This is a genomic window from Bradyrhizobium symbiodeficiens (genome assembly GCF_002266465.3).
GTDB classification, from domain to species: domain Bacteria; phylum Pseudomonadota; class Alphaproteobacteria; order Rhizobiales; family Xanthobacteraceae; genus Bradyrhizobium; species Bradyrhizobium symbiodeficiens.
In genome coordinates, this window is the sequence record NZ_CP029427.2 from 5,927,784 (window position 1) to 5,946,033 (window position 18,250).

General features: G+C 64.8%; 19 protein-coding genes and 1 pseudogene. 2 read left to right on the forward strand and 18 right to left on the reverse strand.

Annotation, left to right across the window (positions count from 1 at the left end):
• Window positions 1-325: 325 nt before the first annotated feature.
• Window positions 326-904, forward strand: coding sequence for a MarR family winged helix-turn-helix transcriptional regulator (locus CIT39_RS27865; protein WP_094977147.1), 579 nt, complete (start codon window positions 326-328; stop codon window positions 902-904).
• Between the two features lie 14 nt (window positions 905-918).
• Here the strand turns inward: CIT39_RS27865 and CIT39_RS27870 are convergent, their stop codons facing one another.
• A complete protein-coding gene (locus CIT39_RS27870; RefSeq protein ID WP_094977146.1) occupies window positions 919-1,869 on the reverse strand; it encodes a hypothetical protein in 951 nt (316 codons plus the stop codon).
• A gap of 818 nt (window positions 1,870-2,687) precedes the next feature.
• On the opposite strand from CIT39_RS27870, the gene CIT39_RS27875 reads away from it, so the two are divergent.
• Window positions 2,688-3,458, forward strand: a complete 771-nt coding sequence (locus CIT39_RS27875) for a response regulator transcription factor (protein ID WP_162307708.1) — start codon at window positions 2,688-2,690, stop codon at window positions 3,456-3,458.
• Window positions 3,459-3,691: 233 nt separating this feature from the next.
• Here CIT39_RS27875 and CIT39_RS27880 read toward each other — a convergent pair whose 3' ends face one another.
• From CIT39_RS27880 to CIT39_RS27960, 17 genes and pseudogenes are all read right to left on the reverse strand, one after another.
• A complete protein-coding gene (locus tag CIT39_RS27880; RefSeq protein ID WP_094977145.1) occupies window positions 3,692-4,150 on the reverse strand; it encodes a hypothetical protein in 459 nt (152 codons plus the stop codon).
• A complete protein-coding gene (locus CIT39_RS27885; protein WP_094977144.1) occupies window positions 4,147-4,659 on the reverse strand; it encodes a flagellar biosynthesis protein FlgN in 513 nt (170 codons plus the stop codon). Before CIT39_RS27885 ends, CIT39_RS27880 begins: the two co-directional genes overlap by 4 nt.
• Before the next feature lie 42 nt (window positions 4,660-4,701).
• Entirely contained in the window at window positions 4,702-5,178 is a 477-nt protein-coding gene (locus CIT39_RS27890; RefSeq protein WP_162308720.1) for a rod-binding protein, read from the reverse strand.
• Window positions 5,175-5,564, reverse strand: a complete 390-nt coding sequence (locus tag CIT39_RS27895; RefSeq protein WP_094977142.1) for a hypothetical protein — start codon at window positions 5,562-5,564, stop codon at window positions 5,175-5,177. The genes CIT39_RS27890 and CIT39_RS27895 overlap by 4 nt, the downstream gene beginning before the upstream one ends.
• Window positions 5,565-5,601: 37 nt before the next feature.
• Window positions 5,602-6,354, reverse strand: coding sequence for a flagellar biosynthesis protein FliR (fliR, locus tag CIT39_RS27900; RefSeq protein ID WP_094977141.1), 753 nt, complete (start codon window positions 6,352-6,354; stop codon window positions 5,602-5,604).
• Entirely contained in the window at window positions 6,351-8,432 is a 2,082-nt protein-coding gene (gene flhA, locus CIT39_RS27905) for a flagellar biosynthesis protein FlhA (protein ID WP_094977140.1), read from the reverse strand. The genes fliR and flhA overlap by 4 nt, the downstream gene beginning before the upstream one ends.
• 75 nt (window positions 8,433-8,507) lie before the next feature.
• On the reverse strand, window positions 8,508-8,774 hold the full coding sequence (gene fliQ, locus CIT39_RS27910; RefSeq protein ID WP_094977139.1) for a flagellar biosynthesis protein FliQ: 267 nt from the start codon (window positions 8,772-8,774) through the stop codon (window positions 8,508-8,510).
• The gene (gene flgD / locus CIT39_RS27915) at window positions 8,771-9,181 is read right to left on the reverse strand and encodes a flagellar hook assembly protein FlgD (RefSeq protein ID WP_094977138.1); all 411 of its coding nucleotides are present in this window, start codon (window positions 9,179-9,181) and stop codon (window positions 8,771-8,773) included. Before flgD ends, fliQ begins: the two co-directional genes overlap by 4 nt.
• Window positions 9,182-9,195: 14 nt before the next feature.
• Window positions 9,196-9,606, reverse strand: coding sequence for a flagellar biosynthesis repressor FlbT (flbT, locus tag CIT39_RS27920; protein ID WP_094977137.1), 411 nt, complete (start codon window positions 9,604-9,606; stop codon window positions 9,196-9,198).
• On the reverse strand, window positions 9,606-9,950 hold the full coding sequence (flaF, locus tag CIT39_RS27925) for a flagellar biosynthesis regulator FlaF (RefSeq protein ID WP_162308721.1): 345 nt from the start codon (window positions 9,948-9,950) through the stop codon (window positions 9,606-9,608). Before flaF ends, flbT begins: the two co-directional genes overlap by 1 nt.
• A 55-nt stretch (window positions 9,951-10,005) precedes the next feature.
• Window positions 10,006-11,052, reverse strand: coding sequence for a flagellar hook-associated family protein (locus tag CIT39_RS27930; protein WP_094977135.1), 1,047 nt, complete (start codon window positions 11,050-11,052; stop codon window positions 10,006-10,008).
• Window positions 11,053-11,055: 3 nt separating this feature from the next.
• A pseudogene (flgK, locus tag CIT39_RS27935) lies at window positions 11,056-12,535 on the reverse strand (flagellar hook-associated protein FlgK).
• Between the two features lie 34 nt (window positions 12,536-12,569).
• Window positions 12,570-13,802, reverse strand: coding sequence for a flagellar hook protein FlgE (locus CIT39_RS27940; protein WP_094977133.1), 1,233 nt, complete (start codon window positions 13,800-13,802; stop codon window positions 12,570-12,572).
• A gap of 90 nt (window positions 13,803-13,892) precedes the next feature.
• Window positions 13,893-14,474, reverse strand: a complete 582-nt coding sequence (locus CIT39_RS27945) for a transglycosylase SLT domain-containing protein (protein WP_094977132.1) — start codon at window positions 14,472-14,474, stop codon at window positions 13,893-13,895.
• Complete coding sequence (gene fliK / locus CIT39_RS27950; protein WP_094977131.1) at window positions 14,425-15,747, reverse strand: flagellar hook-length control protein FliK; 1,323 nt, start codon at window positions 15,745-15,747, stop codon at window positions 14,425-14,427. Before fliK ends, CIT39_RS27945 begins: the two co-directional genes overlap by 50 nt.
• A complete protein-coding gene (locus CIT39_RS27955; protein ID WP_094977130.1) occupies window positions 15,744-16,922 on the reverse strand; it encodes a chemotaxis protein in 1,179 nt (392 codons plus the stop codon). The genes fliK and CIT39_RS27955 overlap by 4 nt, the downstream gene beginning before the upstream one ends.
• On the reverse strand, window positions 16,919-18,247 hold the full coding sequence (locus tag CIT39_RS27960; RefSeq protein ID WP_094977129.1) for a MotB family protein: 1,329 nt from the start codon (window positions 18,245-18,247) through the stop codon (window positions 16,919-16,921). The genes CIT39_RS27955 and CIT39_RS27960 overlap by 4 nt, the downstream gene beginning before the upstream one ends.
• Between the last annotated feature and the right edge of the window lie 3 nt (window positions 18,248-18,250).

Sequence of the window (18,250 nt, forward strand, 5' to 3'; positions counted from 1 at the left end):
CACTCGCAACAAATGGATACCGCAGCCGCCGCAATGACACATCATGTTGCTCGCGCTCCGCATATCACCGACAACTGGACGCGAGCCGTCGTGATTTTGATTGAAATTTTCAGAGGACTTGAGCCGTGCGATTTACTCGAACTTTCTTCGTGACACCGTAGTTCCACGGCCGGAAGTTCCATCTCCGCAACGGAGAGCTTCTTCCCACGCGCGGTCCGCCGTCCGGCAACGGACGAAGGGCCACGCACGAACTTCATTCTCGTCCCACACGGATTGCGCACCCCCAAGGCTCAATTGAATAAAGTCTATCCGATCTGGAATTGAAATGAATTTGGCTCGCGAATCGATTGAACTGCTGGAACAGGTTGCACGAATCCTGTGGTTCGAAGGCACCAAGCACGGCTTGCGCGACCGCGAGTGGATGGCGCTGCGCTTCCTCTCCCGCGCCAACCGCTTTTCCCGGACGCCTTCGGCGCTCGCGAGCTACGTCGGCACCACGCGCGGCACCGCCTCGTTCATCATCGGGGAGCTCGAGCGGCTGGGCTATATCGAGCGAAAACGCTCGGCCACCGACAAGCGGTCGGTGATGCTGAGCGTGACGCAGCAGGGCAAGAAATTCCTGGTGCGCGATCCCGTCAACGTTCTGGTCGAGGCGATCGCCGTCCTCGACGACGAGGTCAAGATCCGCTTCCGCGACACGTTCCGTCACGTGCTGGATCAGTCGGACGCGGCCGAGCAGCGGCACCACACCGACGTCTGCAAGCGATGCATCTTCCTCCGGGAGGAGCGCACCGCCACCGACAGCAAGGCCGCGGCCGAGTTCAGCTGTCGCCTGTTTCGCTCGCCGATCGCGGAGGCGGAAGTCGACCTGCTATGCACCAGCTTCGAGCATCACCGCCAATAGAGGACAGCCCTCGATCAGGGCGTTGCCTTGCGTGACGAATAGATGACGCCGCCGCTCGCCTCCACCACCAGGCGCCCGTTCTCGCTCCTGATCTCCTCGATGCGACCAAGGCCCGGCACCTGCTGTCCCAGCACCGCCTCGATGACGCCGTTCGGACTCTGCAGGATCGCAATGCCTTCATAGGCTTGGCGGACCGACCAGCCCTTGATCACCTTGCGCGGCGCCGGCGCGCGCTCGGACGGAGAGACCGAACCCGTGAACTCGGGCGCTGCGACCGAGGCCACCATCGCCCCTTGCTGTGGCGCGGGCTGCGATTGCACCATGGCCGGCGCCGGCGTCTGAACCTGCGCCTGAGCAAGCTTGTCGAGCTTCACCGTCGAGGACGAGCTCACCCGCTCGATACGGTCCAAATTCTCGGCAAACCTGCCGAAACGGTCATTGGTCGCCTTGCTCGATTGATCCACCGCGGTGCGCAGGCCGTCGAGATTTTCCGACACGCCGGACACCTGCTTGCGCAGTTGCGCGACGGTCTCGCGCAGATTCCTGATCTCCGTATTGGCCGCAACGTTGTTCTGGGCGGGCTGCGTGGTGAGATAGGCGATCACGCCGGTGCAGGCGCAGACCACCAACATGGCGGCGACCGCCAATGTTGCGAGCGGCGCAACCCATGTCGGACGGGGCGGCGGGGGCTTGGCGACGATTATGGCCGGCTTGATCACGGTCGGCGCCGGCTTGGAAATCGCCATCTTGTCGAGACGCGCCTTGGCGCGAATGCGTTTCAGCCCCTCGAGTGCCTCCTTCGCGAGAACTTCGTCGCTCGCCGCGGCCGACACACGCTTTGCGCCCGCAGCAGGCTTGGCCGCTCGCGCCGTATCATCCTTTGTCTCGCGTGCTTCGGGAGCCGGCTTCGCCGTTGCGGAAACATCAGCGGTCGCGCCGGGGCGCGCTTGTCCATCGGACAACATGTGAAAATGCTCCGTTCGGTTCGATCTGTCGAACGGTGACGTTAGGTGCCGAAGCTTGCCTGAAACGTGCGTATCGAAAATCTTTCATCGCGCGCGATGCGACGTCACATCAGTCAACCGCGTCATGCACGTGGCGAGAGTGCGACTCGAAAGACACACACTCGCCAAGATTTCGCCAAGCTGGAGTCTCGCCGCCACACGTGAGTCGAATTGTCGCATGTGGAAACCCGCGCACCCGAGTCAATCCCGGGTTGAAATCCCCTCGATATGCCTGATCCACAGCACCACTAAAATAGCTGTTATTGTACGGGGATGCGGAACCTTAGAACCGTCAGGGTGCAGAACTAGTTTGGTTTCCGAAGCAACTGATGCGCTTGAAGATATCAAGAAACAACCAGAAACAAATCAACAGCATCAAGCACACGTAGCAAACGCTTTGTTACGCACGCTTGATCGGAAATCGGCAATTGTTACGGTCCTACTCAAGTGATTCTCGCCAGTTGGCGAGGAGATCGACACAGATTCAGTCGTGTTCGGACGCGATGAGCAACTTGGCGCAACTGGTCTAGGTCGGTTCTCAATCCGCTCCGCGAGGTGATCCGTAAGACACCCGCCGGGCCTCACGCAGTAAGCGTTCAGTATCGAGTTGAAGTACCAGGCCTGCGAGACGCAGGCACTGAATGCGTAGGGCTGCCCGCGAATATCGAGACCATAACAACGGTTCGCGGGAAGGAATGTCGTCAAACAGCATCGTTGCCGAGCCGGGCATCATAACAACCATCCGGCCGCGACAGGTGCGAAACAGGGGCGAAAGACTGATGTATATAATCGTTGATGATCGCGAGAGCGTCGCGAACAGCTATGTCGGAGGGCTCGTTCGCGAAGGCGTATCGTCGATCGGCTTCTCCTCCGGGGAATTCTGGGACTGGCTGCAATCCGCGAGTGAATCGGATCTGGCAGCGGTGGACGCCTTCCTCCTCGGGGACTGCGATGCCCGCGGAAGCCTGCCGCGGGCGATGCGCAAGCGTTCCTCCGCTCCCATCATCGCCATGAGCGGCCAGAAGATGCTCAAGAACACGCTGGAGCTGTTCGAATCGGGCGTCGACGACGTCGTGCACGTGCCGATCCACCTGCGCGAGATCCTGGCCCGAACGGCCGCGATCGCGCGCCGCCGGGTGGGCGAGCTGCCGAGGCCCTGCGAGAGCAGGATCCAGGTCTTCTTCAACGGCCGTGACCCCGAGATCGCGGGCCACGCCCTCACCCTGCCCCGCCGCGAACTGCGCATTCTCGAATATATGGTCAGCAATCACGGCAAGTGGATCACCAAGACGCAGATCTTCAACGCGGTCTACGGCATCTTCGAGTCCACCTTCGACGAGAGCGTGATCGAGAGTCACGTCAGCAAGCTGCGCAAGAAGCTCCGCGACCGCCTCGGCTTCGACGCGATCGTGGCCCGGCGTTACGTCGGATACCGCCTCGACATCCCCGCCGGCGAGACCCTCGACGTGCCGATGCAGGAGCTCGACGAGGTCGGCATCATCCTCAACAGGGCGCATGCCGTCCCGGCGGCCTACCCGGCCGGAAACTGACACGGCCTCCGGCGAAACCGACAACGGCCTCTGCGAAGCACCTTCGCGGAAGGCCGTTGCGCGTTTGGAGGCGGCGAGCAGAGCGCACGCCTCATCCTTCGAGACGGCGCTGACGCGCCTCCTCAGGATGAGGCTAATCGGTCCCCGGTGCGCGCTGAAACTGGAGCCGCGCATTCCGTCCTCATCCTGAGGAACCGCATAGCGACGTCTCGAAGGATGGCAGCAGAAAAGAGCTACGGCTTCTGCTGGAATTCTTCCTTGGAGACGTAATTGAAGTCCTCGACCAGGACGTCCTGGACGACTTCAGCCTGCATCCGCTCGTTGACGCGCTGCTTGATGGCGGTCGTCAGGATGGCGAGGTCGTAGCGGGCGAGCTTCCTGAAATCGAGACGCTCGTCGGCATAGATCCTGCGGAAGGCCTCGTCGACGACGAACGGCTCCGGCGGAACGTTGAGCTGATGCAGGGTCCGTGCATCCGCGGTGTAGACGAAGCGCGCGACGATGTAGCCCTGCACATTGCCGTTCTCGACCATGGGCACGCTCAATGCTCGCGTCTTCTGGTATTGCAGGCCGTCGAGATATTCGTCCTTCGCCGGCAGCAGGCTGCCGTTTTCCTTCCAATAGGCCACGCCGTAACTCGTGCCCGCGGTGAGGATGCATACCCAGAGCCCGGCCAGCACCAGTCTGATCATGTTCCGTCCTGCGCTGCGCGACCGGTATAGGTGCCGTCGGACTCGGCTTCCTTGATCGCCTTGACGATGACGCTCGCGATCTCGCGCACCGCGTCATAGTGCATTTCGAGGATCGAGCGATTCCGCTCGAGCTTCTCGCGCAGCCGCTGGATTTCCTCGGTGACCTCGACGTCGCCTCCGAGATGCATCCGCGCCCGCATCAGGCGGACGAATTCGAGCATGCTGCGGCTCTTCCGCGCGCTGAAATCGTCGAAATCGATCTTCTGGCGCGTCGCGAGCGCGACCGTCTCCTCCTCGACGATGCTCTCGAGCCGGCGGATTGCCGCCAGCAGGCCGCGCACTTCATCCGATCTCGCCGCATCCGCGCCGTCGGCCACGGCCTCGTCGCTCACGACCGGCAGCAGCACAGGCAGCAGCGCATCGCCTGCCGCTGCCTCCGTCGTCGTCACCCCGGTGTCCGCGACCTGCTGTTCGATCACCATGGCCGCCGCGCTGTCTCGTGCCTGCATAGGAAATTCACCCTTCAACTTCTGTCACCCGTTCGCCGATCATCATCCGGCCTTGCCGGCACCGTTCGGCGCCGCCGCATTCGCGGCGGCCAGCTGCTTGGCGATGCCAATGCCGTTGCCCTTTGCCAGCTGGCTGCCAAGCTGCTCCGCCAGCATTGACTTCCAGACGCCGCCGGCCGTGCCCTTGCCAAAGATCTGCTCGGATTCCTTCGGCAACATCGTCTCGACGAAGGTCTGGAGGATGAATGCCTCGAACTTCCGGTAAGCCTCGACGGATGCCGGCGCCTTGATCATCCGCACCGGCGCCCCGTTCAACGCATCCGACGGCGCCTCGGAAACCTTCGTCGCCGGCTGCTCGGCGGCCGCCGCCGCCTTGCCGGCCTCGGCCTCCATGGTGGCGGCGAAATCCGCGTCGGAGGATTTCAGCGCGTCGAGTTTCGCGGCCGCCGCGCGCTGCGTCACGGGATCGCCGGCATCGAGGACGTCGAGAACGAGGTCGGGTGTCGCGGTCACGATCATGGCTTGTTCCGGTTGGCTGGCCGTGGCGTCCATGCGCGCACGGCTGGGCTTATTCCCGTCATTTCCTCGAGCGTGCGCTTCTCGGCGTCACGGAGCTTGTCGGCCAGCGCCGCCTTGGCGACCTGCTCGAGCTGCTTGACGCGGCGGCTCTCGGTGCGGATCTGGTCGAGCTGCCGGGCGGCCTGCGCCTGGATCGCACGCGCACCGACGCTCGTCCTGTTCAAGCGCCGCGCGATCGAATCGCTCGACGACCCCGCCGGCGGCTTGCCGTCGTTCAGGGCCCCCACCAGCCATTCCTGCTCGTCCTGCAGGCTTCGCTCCTGCTGCCGCAGCTGCGCGAGCTGCCATTCGGACAGCCGGAGCTGGAGCTTCACCAGCGACACCATCCGGCCAAGCTTGTCCGCGCGCGAAATGGTCACGGCGTCACTCCGCCAGCCAGGACGAGAGGCCGAGCATGAATTGCGTCAGCAGCTCGTCGCTCGTGAGGTAGAGCAGCAGGAAGCCGCCAAACAGCACGAAAGGCACCGAGACGAAATAGACCGGGATCGCCGGCGTCAGCTTGTTGATCAGGCTGACCGCCAGATTGACGATCACCGAATAGACGATGAAGGGGCTCGCGATCCGCAGCGTCAGCACGAACGCTTCCGACAGGCGGCCGACGAGCAGCTCGAGCGCCATGCCGCCGCCGAGCCTGTCGCCGGGACGCCAGACGTCGTACGAATTCATCAGCCCGCGCAGGACCTGCCAATGCTGGTCGGTCATGAAGAAGAGCGTGGTGACCGACACCATGATCAGCGGCACCAGCGCGGGCGCCGGATCGCTGTCGGCGACCGGCGTCCCCGGAATGTTGCTGAGCCCGATCGCACTCGCCATCACGGTCGCCATGGTCTGAAGCGCGAGGAAGAACACCCGTCCGCCGAGCCCGATGACGCTGCCGACCACGAGCTCGGAGCAGATCAGGAGCGCCAGCGTCAGCGGCGCGGCGTTGTCGGTGAGAGGTTTCAGCACCGCGATCAGGATCGGCGTCAGCGCGAACGTGGTGACAAGCGCCACGAACAGGCGGACCTGAGCCGGAACGTTGACGCTGGAAAAACCGGGCACCAGCATCAGGCAGGCGCCGATGCGGCAGAACACGATGAACGTCACCAGAACGCTGTCGGCAAGGCCGCTGATCACGACACGGCTCCGAGCGCCCTGATCTCGGCGCTGCGCGCGACTTCGACATGCGACAAGATCGGCAAAGTCGGGAACACCCGCTCCAGGATCATCCGGACATAGGGCCGTGCTTCAGGTGTCACCGCGAGCACCACGCTGGTGCCGTTCTCGGTGAACTTGCGGATCGCGGCGCTGGCTTCGGTCGCGAACTGCTCGATCAGGCGCGGATCGGCGTCGAACTCGACGACGTCGCCCTTGCCGTCGCGCTTCAGGCTCTGGTGGAACGCCAGGTCCCAGCGGTTGCCCAGCCTGACGACGTTGAGCACGCCGTTGTCGGAGAGGTCGCCGCAGATCTGCTGCGCCAGCCGGGTCCGCACGTGCTCGGCGACCTGCTCGGAGCGCCGCACGTGAGGTGCGATCTCGGCGATCGCCTCGAGGATGAGGTGAAGGTTGCGGATGGACACGCGCTCGGCCAGCAGGATCTTCAGGATCGCCAGCAGGCCCGAATAGGAGATCTGCGACGGGCAGAGATCCTCGACGAGGCGCTTGTATTCGGGATCGAGACGGTCGAGCAGCGCGCGCATGTCCTTGTAGGACAAGAGCTGGGCGAGGTTCGCCCTGAGCACTTCGCTCAAATGCGTGAGCAGCACCGACAGATTGTCGACCGGCTTGCAGCCCTGACGCTTGACTTCGTCCGTGAAGGCTTCCGTCACCCACAGCGCCTTCATGCCGAAGGCGGGTTCGACCACCTCTTCGCCGGGCACGTCGGGCTTGCCGTCCTTGTCGACCAGCACCAGCACCTCGCCGAGCCTGAGCTCGCCATGGGCAACGCGGGTGTCGTGGATCCGGATCTGGTAACCCTTGGGATCGATCGACAGATTGTCGCTGAGCTTGATCTCGGGAATGACGAAGCCGTACTGCTTGGCGAACTTCTTGCGGATCTTGGCGACGCGGTGGGCGAGCTCGGTGCGCGAGCCCAGCAGATGGACCGAAAGATGGCCGCCGAGCGCCAGCTCGATCTCGGCGGTCTTGAGCTGGTCCTTGACGGATTCCTTGGCCTCCGCCTGAGCGCGCTCGTCGGCCTTGCGCGCATCCTCCTTCCGCTCCCGCGCGGCTTGTCGCTTCGGCAGCGAATAGCCGACGAAGGCCATGACGCCGCCGAGCAGCACGAACGGGCTCATCGGCAACCCCGGCATCAAGGCGAGCACGAACATCATCAGCGAAGCGGCCGACACCGCGCGGGGATAGCCGCCGAGCTGCCGCAGCACGGCCTGCTCCGCCGATCCCCTGGTGCCGCCCTTGGAGACCAGAAGGCCCGCCGACAGCGACACGATCAGTGCCGGCATCTGCGTGACCAGACCGTCGCCCACGGAGAGTTTGGTGTAGACGTCGGCGGCGCGCGACAGCGTCAGACCGTGATGCGTGACGCCGATGATGATGCCGCCGAAGATGTTGATCGCGGTGATGATCAGGCCGGCGATGGCATCGCCGCGGACGAATTTCGAGGCACCGTCCATCGCGCCGAAGAAGGAGCTTTCCTCTTCGAGCTCGCGACGCCGGCGCTGGGCTTCCTTGTCGTCGATCAGGCCCGCGGACAGGTCCGCGTCGATCGCCATCTGCTTGCCGGGGATGGCATCCAGGGTGAAACGGGCGCCGACTTCGGCGATTCGCGTCGCGCCCTTGGTGATCACGACGAAGTTCACGGTGACCAGGATGGCGAAGATGATCAGGCCGATGACGAAGTCGCCACCCATGACGAACTTGGAGAAGCCGGCGACGACGTGGCCGGCAGCCTGCTCGCCCTCCCCGCCGCGCGACAGGATCAGGCGGGTAGTTGCGACGTTCAGCGCCAGCCGCAGGATCGTCGCGATCAGCAGCACGGTCGGGAAGGCCGAGAAGTCGAGCGGCCGCTGGATCCACAGCGCGACCATCAGGATCAGCGCCGACAGCGCGATCGAGAACGCAAGACCGAGATCGATCAGGATCGGCGGGATCGGCAGGAACAGGATCGTGAGCATGGCCACGATGCCGCCGGCGAAGAAGGCGTCGGCCCCCAATCGTCGTGGGGTCGGCAGGCTAGCAGCTAACGTATCGGCCATGGGTCACCGGCAGAGGGTCCACCTCTAATCTGCCCCGCAAAGCTTACGCGGGGATGGTGCCGAGTCCTGGGCGGATCAGAAGCCGCGCTCGATATGCGAATAGACCATCTCGGTGAAGGTGGAAAGATGCGCGCCGATGAAGGAGCCGGAGATGGCGACCACGACGAGAATGACGATGATCTTCGGAACGAAGGTCAGCGTCACCTCCTGGATCTGGGTCAGGGCCTGGATCAAAGCGATGACGGTGCCGACCAGCATCGCGGCACCGACCGCGGGCCCGGAGGCGACGATGATGGTCCAGATCGCCGCCTGGACGATGTCGAGAGCGTCCCGTTCGTTCATGACTGGCTGATCGTGAGCCCCGGCCCGACCGCGACCTTGGTGCCGTTCTCGAGGGTCGCGATGGAGCCGTCGGCGTTGATGGAGACCGAAACGACCTTGCCGCTGAAGCTCTCGCCGGTGGCGTCGGTGAAGCTGACGGTCTTGCCGATCAGGCCGTTGGCCTGCGACAACGACTGCGAGGACAGCAGCGCATCCAGCTTCGAATTGGTCTGCATGGCCTGCTCGACCGTCGAGAGCTGCGCGAACTGGCTCATATATTGCGAGGTATCCATCGGATTGGTCGGATCCTGGTTCTTCATCTCGGCGACGAGAAGCTGAAGGAACGTGTTGTAGTCGACGCTGTTGCTCGCGGTCGGATTGGGGGAGCCGGTTGAACTGGATTTGTCGGTCGCGCTGGTGACGTTCATGTGCCTCTCCGCTGTCAGGCAGCCTGGAATGGGGACTCGGTGATGGCGCCGGCCAGGATGGCCTGCTCCACCGGGAACAGGGCCCGGATCCGCTTGAGTGCCTCGAAGTAGCGGGTCGCCCCGACCAGCTCGTCGACCACGCCCAGTCCGTCCAGCATCTCGCGGCTCTCGCACACGGCGCACAGGGCCGCATGATGCTGTCCATAGAGCGCCGCGGCGTCGCGGATATCGGTCGGGTTCATCAGCATGAGCTGGACGATGAAGTAGAGCTGCCGCAGCGCCGTGGTGGCGTCGGAGGCCTGCATGACCTGCCCTTCGAGCAGGAACATCACGTCGTTGACGAGCTCGACGGAGACCTTGCGGTCCACGCGCAGCACCGCGCCGTTGATGTAGATCCGTTCGCCCGCGCGCAAGGAGATCTTCATCAAAGAGCGTCTCGGATCAGGCGGTTGATTTCGATGAGCTGCATCACGTCGTTCGACCTCTCCTCGCGAAGGCGATCGGCTTCCTTGACGACCCACAGGCCGATCGAGATGATGTCGGCGCGCAGCTTGTCGGGGAGCCCGTTTTCCGGATGCGAGAGATCCTCGATGAAGATCGTCCACAACCGCCGCACATAGAGCAGGCTCTCGACCAGATCCTCGAGGCGGAACACGCCTCTCTGAAGCCGCTCGAGCCGGTCGATGCCGAGGCTGAGCGCCTGCCGCTCGCGGCCCCGCGCCTCGTAACCGCTCTCGTCGACGACCGATTCATAGGCTTCAAACGTCATCAGCATCACTCTGCGCAGGAGACCGGATAACAGGACGAGGCTGCGAGCCTCGGCTCTAGAGATAGTTGATGAGGCTGATCTGCTGGAGCTGCGAGGTCAGCGCCAGCGCCGTCTTGATCTGGGTCTGCAGGGTGTTGACGCGGACCGAAGCCTCGGTCGGGTCGACCGCCTCCAGCTTGACGATCTGGTCGTTGAGGATGTCCTTCTGGATCTTCAGCTTCTCGGTCGCGCCGGTGACCCGTTGCTGGATCGAGCCGACGGTGCCGCCGAGCACGGCGAGATCGTTGATCGCGCCGCTGACCAAGCCGATCGCCTTGTCGACGACGACCTGGAACGTGTCCTTGCTCAGGCTCGTGGTGCCGAGATCGGTCAGCATGGTGTAGGCCTCGGCCAGCTTGCGGAAGCCGGGCTGGTTGGCACTGACCGAGCTGTCGACGACCTCGGTCGTGGAGATGCGGCTCGACAGCGTCTGGTCCGTGGCCGACGACCAGTTGGTATTCCAGGCCGGGCTCGCGAACTCGGCGTCAAAGGCGTTGTCGAGGAAATTCTGCATCTGCGCCGGCGTGATCGTGCTCACGCCGGGGGCAGACTGCGAGAAGCCGAACGTCGCCAGGAAGTCCGCATCGACCTGGTTCTTGCTGGCCGAGCCGGCCGTGTAGTTCGTGATGGGCACGGTCTGTGTATTGATTCCACCGAACAGATACGACCCGTTGTAGGAAACGTTGAGCGCGCCAATGACGTCCTGGAGGTTCGCGGACGCGCTCGGCATGATGATCTCCGCGCCGCTCTCGGCGTCGCGGGCCGCGATCAGGTTCTTGAGGAATTCCGACGCGGTCTTGCCGAGCTGCGTGATGCGGTTCTGGGTGACGTCGAGCCGCCCCGCAACCAGCTCGTTGGTGTCGACGAGCTGATCGGCGAAGTTGAAATCGGCCCGCAGCGCCACGTCGCGGCCCGCCCCCGTGCCGAGCTCGAGGCCGACATCGGCAAAACGGCCGGTGGTCGCCTCCTTCGAGGCCTTGGTCAGCGCGCTCTGGTTGTTCGTGATCGACGACCTCAGCGACGAAGACAGCATCAGGGTCGAGATGTAGTTCGCGCTCATCATGACTTAGTTCCCCACGGCAGCCAGCAGGCTCTGCAGCATCTCGTCGACGGTGGAAATGATCTTCGACGACGCCGAATAGGTGCGCTCGACCTGGAGCATCAACGCCATCTCGTCGTCCATATTGACGCCGCTGACGTTGGACAGCGCCGCTGTGCTGCGGTCGAGCAGCGTATTCTGGTACTGCACGTTGTCGTCGGCCGTCTTGCGCTGGCTTTCGATCCAGCTCGCCGAGGAGGATGCGAACTCGATCACGCTGCCGCTCGGCTTGCCCTGAGCCGTGGCGTCGAACGGCTGCGGGGCGCCCATGTTGTTGATGAGCTGCTGGAGCCGCGTCGAGAAGCCGGCATTGCCGGTCGTGTTGTAGTTGAAGGCCGGAAGGCCGCTGATGGCGCCGTCGCGCAGCAGGTCCGGGTTTCCGCCCATGGCCGGATCGACCGAGGCGGCGACTGCGATCTGACCCGCGAGGCCCACCGAGATCGTGGCGCTCGCGGGCATCGCGGGCGCGCCGGGATAGGTGAACAGGCCGGGCCGGTCCGCCAGCGTCGGGACGGCCCGACTGGTCGCTCTCCTTGAAGGCGTCGATCAGGCCGCGCGCGATTTCGTCGAGCTGGCTCTGATACGTGACGGTGTCCTGGTCGCGCAGCTGGGCGAGGCCGGCGAGCTTGCCGGACTTGAGCGGCATGACGGAATTGGCGCCGGTCACAGGCACGCCGTCGATGAAGACGGCATTGCCCGTGGTGCCGGCCGTGTAGGCGTTGGTCGGCGCAAAGCTCACCGTCCGCGCAATCTTGTCGAACAGCACGACGCCGCTGTCGGTATAGAGCGCGGCGTCTCCATTGGCCCGGATCGACATCGAGACCCCGGTCTCCTGCGACAACCTGGAGACGATGCTGTCGCGCTGGTCGAGATAGTCGGTGACGTCGTCGCCGGAGATCGTGCCCTTCACGATGGCCGTGTTGACGGTCTGGAACTGGGACAGCAGCTGGTTGATGTTGGCGACCGAATTCGCCATGTCGGCGTCGGCTCCTTCACGGACCGACTGCACCGTCTTGGTGGCCTGGTTGAGCGCGCTCACCATGTCCTTGGCGGACGTCACGGCGGCCTGCGCCAGGGTCGCGTTGTCGGTGGAGTTGGCGTATTGCTGCAGCGCCTGCTTCAGCTTGTTGAGCAGGGCGGTCGGCGACTGCTCGAGCTCGGGATCGTCCACCGTCGCGGCCGCGATCTTCTGCAGGCCGTCATAGATCACGCTCTGCTTGGCCGACGACGAGGTCGCGGTCAGCACGTTCGAATAGAGGCCCGAACTGGCCGCACGCTGGATCGCCGCGACATAGACGCCGGTGCCGGGGAGGTTGTCCAACACGGCGATCTTGCGCGAATAGCCGGTGGCGCTGGCACCGGCGATGTTGCGCGAGATCGTCGACGACTGGATGCCCGACGCCATGAGCGAGGCGCGAGCGGAGTCGAGAGCGGCGGTAAGGGACATGATCTGCTCTTGCCGGGGGTGAGCGCCGAAGAATTCAGCGCTTCAGGTTGACGACGACGTCGAGCAGGTCGGCGCCCGTCTGGAACGATTTCGAGTTGGCGGTGAATCCGCGTTGGGCCTCGATCATCCCGGTGAGCTCGTCCGCGAGATCGACGTTGGAGTCCTCCAGCGCGCCGGACTGAACCGTGCCGAGCCCGCCGGTGCCGGCATTCCCGGCCTGCGCATTGCCCGAGTTCATGTTGGTTGAATAGACGTTGCCCGGCTCGGGCGTCAGATTGTCGGGGCTCGCGACGTCGGCGAGCATGATGGTGTAGAGCGTCGTCTGCTGCCCGTTCTTGAGCACGGCTGTGACGTATCCGTTCTCGTCGACATCGATCTTGTCGATCGCCGAGGGAACGCTGCCGTTGACGGTTGCCTTGAAGCTGAAGTCGGTGCCCACCTGCGTCATGTTCGACAGATCCATGGTCAGCGCGGCGCCGCCCGGGACGGTCACGGTGAGACCCGTCGGGCTCGCGGCTGCCAGCGCGCCCTTTCCGGCCGCGGTGGTGTCGAAGGTGAACGTGGTGGCGGCGCCGAGCGAGGTGCCCGTTGCGGAGTCGTAGACCTGAATCTGCCAGGTGTCGGAGCCGGCCGCCGTCGCGGTGTGGGACATATAGACGTCGAGCGTAACGGCCTGCCCGATATTGTTGTAGGCGACGATCGAGCTCTTCGACGAATAGGACGCCGGACCGGGCGGACCGGCGATGACGGCCGCCTTCGGATCGAGATTGCCGGTCGTCAGGGTGCCCGCCGTCGACGGCACCGGCACCTGCGAGACCTGGGCGATGTTGACGATCTGCATTCCAGCCAGGCTGTTCTGCGAGAAATTGGTCACTTTACCGGGCTGCCCCAGAAGGTAGTAGCCGGCCGCGTTGACGAGGTTGCCCTGAGCGTCCGGGACGAACGAGCCGGCGCGCGTCAGGAATTGCTGCGTGTTGTTGGCGTTCGAGACGACGAAGAAGCCGTTGCCTTGCACGGCAAGGTCCGTGGACGACGTCGTGAACTGCGTATGCCCGGCGTCGCTGATGGCGTAACGGACGGTGGTTTCGACAGCGCCGGAGTCGTAATTGCCGGAGCCGCTCTTCAGGATCAGCGAGGAGAATTCGGTCGAAGCCCGCTTGTAACCTGTGGTGTTGACGTTGGCGATGTTGTCCGAAACCGTCGACAGCTTGTTGGACTGCGCGCTCATGCCGGAAACGCCGGTGCGCATAACACCATACAGGCTCATGAAGTGGGCTCCTTTGGTAGGTTGCAGTTACAATGGGGGATCTTGCTTGCGCGGGGCTGATGGTTCGGGACCATGCACAACTTCAAATCGTCATGTCGTTTTCGGCTGACAGAAAGAGCGCGCCTTGTCGGTCCAGGCGCCGAAGCCGCTCGACACGAGGTGAGCCACGATGTGACAGACATAGCGCTTCTGCGCCGGCTGGTTGTTGGGGCCGGCATTGTAGCGGGCCACTGCCATGGTCCAGCTGCCCTCGCGCTGCTTCAGCTCTTTCAGGAAGCGCGCGGCATATTCGACGTTCTTCGCGGGATCGAACATGGCGCGCACCGAAACGAACTTGTCGCCGTGATAGTAATGATTGATCTGCATGCAGCCGAGGTCGATCAGCTTGATGCCCTTGCCGCGCATGGCCTGGAAATTTGCGATCGCATCGTCCATGTCCTTGGCGAACACGGTCTGGCCGTCGGCGCCGAGGGCGTAAGGATGCAACGCGCCGCGACGCCCGGTCTCGGTGAGACCGACCGCATAGAGAATGCCGAGCGGAATCCCGTGCTGCTGGGCAGCGCGCGCCATCTCGCGCTCGCAGGGGCCCGCGCCGTCGGTGGCCGCGGCCGCGGCGCCGGCGTTACAGATAAACAGGGCCGCGACGAAGATGCGGCCCCACGTCCTGGTCATGACGCGTCTCCTGGCTGGGCTGGCGCTCCTGGCGGGCCTGCTTCGCGCCGCCGTCGGATTGCCCCGACGACGTGCCTGCGCCGCCGAACGTTCCTTGCGACTGCGACGAGGGCTGTTGCTGGCCCGAAAGCTGCGGCTGCGACTGGCCGGAGCCGCTCTGGAATCCGTCCAGCGAGCCGTGTTGCACGGGCGCGACGTCGGCGACATAGCCCGCCGACTGCATGAGATCGCGGATCTGGTCGCGCTGCTGATCCAGCATCTGGCTGGTGTCCTTGCGCGCGGCCGCAAGGTGGACGGACACTTCGGTGCCGACGAGGCGAAGGCGCACGGTGACGTTGCCGAGCGCGGGCGGCTCGAGATTGATGGTCAGGATCTTGAGCGGCTGATCGGGCGCATTAGTCTGGGATGCCGAGAGATCGGGCGCTGCAGACGCCGCCGGGCCCGCGGAGTCCTTCAGCTCGGCGACGACAGCATTGGCGACCTGTTGCGGGGCGTTGAACTGCGCCGGAGGCAGATGCGTCTCCTGCTGGACCACGGTGACCTTGGTCGTCTCGGGCAATGCGTCACGCGTCGACGCCTTGGCGACGCGTTCGACATTGGCCGTGACGGCCTCGAAGCCTGATGTCGCGGGCATGGCTTTGGCGGAGGCGTCGCTGCCTTGCTGTACGGCCGCGGCTTGCGAGGCCCCGCCTTGCGCACGCGCGCCGGTCGGAACCGCAGCGGATGGCGCGGAATCCGCCGTACTTGCCTTCGCCATGCCAGCGGCCGGGACTTCGCGCCTCGCGCCGGATGAGCGCTCCTCGCGCGCGTCTTTCTTGTCACCCGACTGCGACGGCATTGTCGGCTTTACAGCCGATGCAGCAATGAGATCCTGTCCCATGATCGCGGCAACGGTCGGGCGGTTGGAGACGTCCGGCTTGGGGTCATGGCCGACCGGACCTTGCGTCTCCGAGGATTTGTCGGTCGTCTGGTCGCCGGCCCCAATCACGTCGATCGCCTCGGTGCGATCGTCCGTCTCGTCCTTCGACTTGTCCTTGCCCGCCGGGTGGGCCAGATGCGTGCGCAGCGTTCCGGCCTTCGCGGTCGTGTCGCTGCCCTCATCGGTCAATGCCTGCTTGGCGAGGTTCGAGACGGTGTGGAGCAGATCGTTGAACGACGAGGCGCCCTGCGATTTGGCCCCAGCGCTCTTCGCCGACCGCGACGTCCCGCGAATGTTGAGGCTCTCGGCGAGACCCGAGAAAATTTGTTCGGAGGTTCCACTGAGCTTGGTCATGGACGGCGGTCCCTGGTCAGGAGTTCGAGTTCGCCGAGTTGCTTATGCGCGCGCGCGAGCGTCACCGTCGATGACGCCAAATCGAGACGCGCCGGCGTTGCCGGAGGCTTGTCGGCAGCAATGGCGGATCCGCCCGGAAGCGGCTTGCGAACATCGAGCGCGAGCTGCACCGTGGCATTCAGAAGGAGGACGTCCCGCTCGGGCAGCTTCGACCGGTCGAGTGCCTTCAGCTCGGCGAGACCGCCGTCATATTCGTCGGTGAGTGCCCGCGCGACGCCGCGGAAGAAATGCGCCCGCTCGCGATCCGCCGAGGCGTCGGCGCTGAGCGTCAGCGCCCGCTCGCCGGCAAGCCGCGTGACGGCCAGCTGTCCGCGCAGCATCGCCGCGCGCGCGATCACGAGATAGAGCTTGAGTCGCCCCGCGCGCTCGATCTGCTCGAGGAGCGCCGCGATGCGCGCGAAGCGACGCTCGTCGAGCGCGAGACTCGATTGCGCCAGGCTCGTGGAGAAGCGCTGCCAGAAATCGCCGGCATAGATCGAGTTGCGGTAGTGGCGGATATAGGCCAGCGCCAGGAACTCGAACTTGTCGAAATCCTCCGCCTGCCCCACCAGCAGGATCTCACGGCGCAAGGCCGCCTCCTCCACCAGCGTGCCGGGCAGGAGCAGGCGGGCGTCGTCGAGACGTTCGATCGCGAGCGATGCCTCGGCACGCGCGAACAGGGCGCCCTGGACCAGCGCGACCTGTCCGCCGAGGCCCGAGGACAGCGTCCGCGGCTTGACGTCCTTGAGCTGCTCCCGCGCTTCCTCCTGACGACCCTCGACATAGGCGAGCGCGCCGTTGAACAGCCGCTCGTCGATGTTCATCTTGTCGCGCGGCAGCTTGCGGACGATTTGCGGCGCGCCGCCGCTGAGCAGGTAGATGACCGCAGCCTGGCTATTTTGCGCGTTGCTCCACACGCCCGGATCGGCGGCGAGAAATCTCTCTCCGATCTGTCGAATCAGCGCGATGTGACTGCCATGCGCGGCGGTGTCACCGTTGGCGATGCCGTCCTGCACCGCCTGCAACCCGCGGACGAGTTCGTAGGGCTCGCCCGGCTGGCGCGCGGGCTCCGCAAGCGCGTTCGCTGCCGTGAACGGCAGGAGCAGCAATGCGGCGCGAAGGAGCGGCCTGATCAAGGGCGCTTCTCACGGATCAGGATCTCGATCCGGCGGTTCTGCGCGGCCGCCGGATCGTTCGGAAGCTTCGGCCGGCGGTCGGCATAGCCTTCGACATGCTCGATCCGCAATGCGTCGACGCCGGAGCGAACCAGCATGTAATAGGCCATCTGCGCACGTGCGGTCGACAGCCGCCAATTGTCGTAAGTCTCCGAACGATACGGCCGATTGTCGGTATGGCCGCGGACGATGATCACGCCCTGGCGCTTCGTCAGCAGCGGCCCGATCTTGTCGATCACGCGGATCAGCTCGGGCCGCGGCTCGGCCGAGCCGACCGCGAACATGCCGAAGCTCGCATCGTCGGTCAGGCTGATCAGGAGGCCCTCCTCGACCTGACGCACCTCGGCCGCCGGCCCGGCGCCCGCCTTGATGTCGGACAGCGCCTCCGTGACGGCGGCTTGAAGCTGCTTGACGGTCGGCTGCTGGGCTTGCGCCGCATCGCGCGGCTCGGGCCCCTTCGTCGTATCGCCGGGACGCGCCTGCGCGGCGGCGTTGGTTTGAACGGTCGCTTGAACGGTCGCCTGGGCGCTGCCCTCGCGCGAGGCCTGCGCCGGTGCGGCCCCCGGCGGCAGCAATGGCGAGAGGTTTGCTGACGACGCATCCGCGTTTGGCGCCAGGCTTCCGCCGGCATCGTCGGCCTTGGCACGACGCTGCTGCGGCTCGCCCTGATTTGTGCCCGGCGCGCCGTCGCGCGCGGAGGCATTCGGCCTGAGCTCGCTCTCGATCATCCGATCGGCATCCTTGGACGACGCTTGCGGCGCGAGCTTCCAATAGCCGGGGTCAAAGGGATCGCGGTAGGCGTCGCCGCCCTTGAAGCCGTCCTCCTCGGCGGATGTCAGCGCGCCGGCGCGGCGCTGCCCCGAGGACTGGTTCGCGCTGTTCGCGATCTCGGCGAGCGTCACGTAGGGATCGCGGAACAGGAGCTTCTCTTCATAGGAGGCCGGCTTCTCGGCCGTCGGCGAGTCACCGCGCCGTTCTTCGTTCGAGCCGGCCGGCTGACGCTTGCCGTCCTGACCTTCGAGCGACGTCGTCTCCTTCTTGGGCAGATTCTTCAGACCTTTCGGCGCGGGGGCATTTTCCGCGAGTTGGATCGGATTGAAATAGCTCGCGACGACCTGCTTCTGATCCTGATTGAGCGCGTTGAGCAGCCACATGACCAGGAAGAACGCCATCATCGCGGTCATGAAGTCCGCATAGGCGATCTTCCATACGCCGCCGTGATGCGCCTCCTCGGCGAAAGCGCTGCGCCGGCGGACGATCACGAGCTCCTGCTTGACCTCTTCCATGGC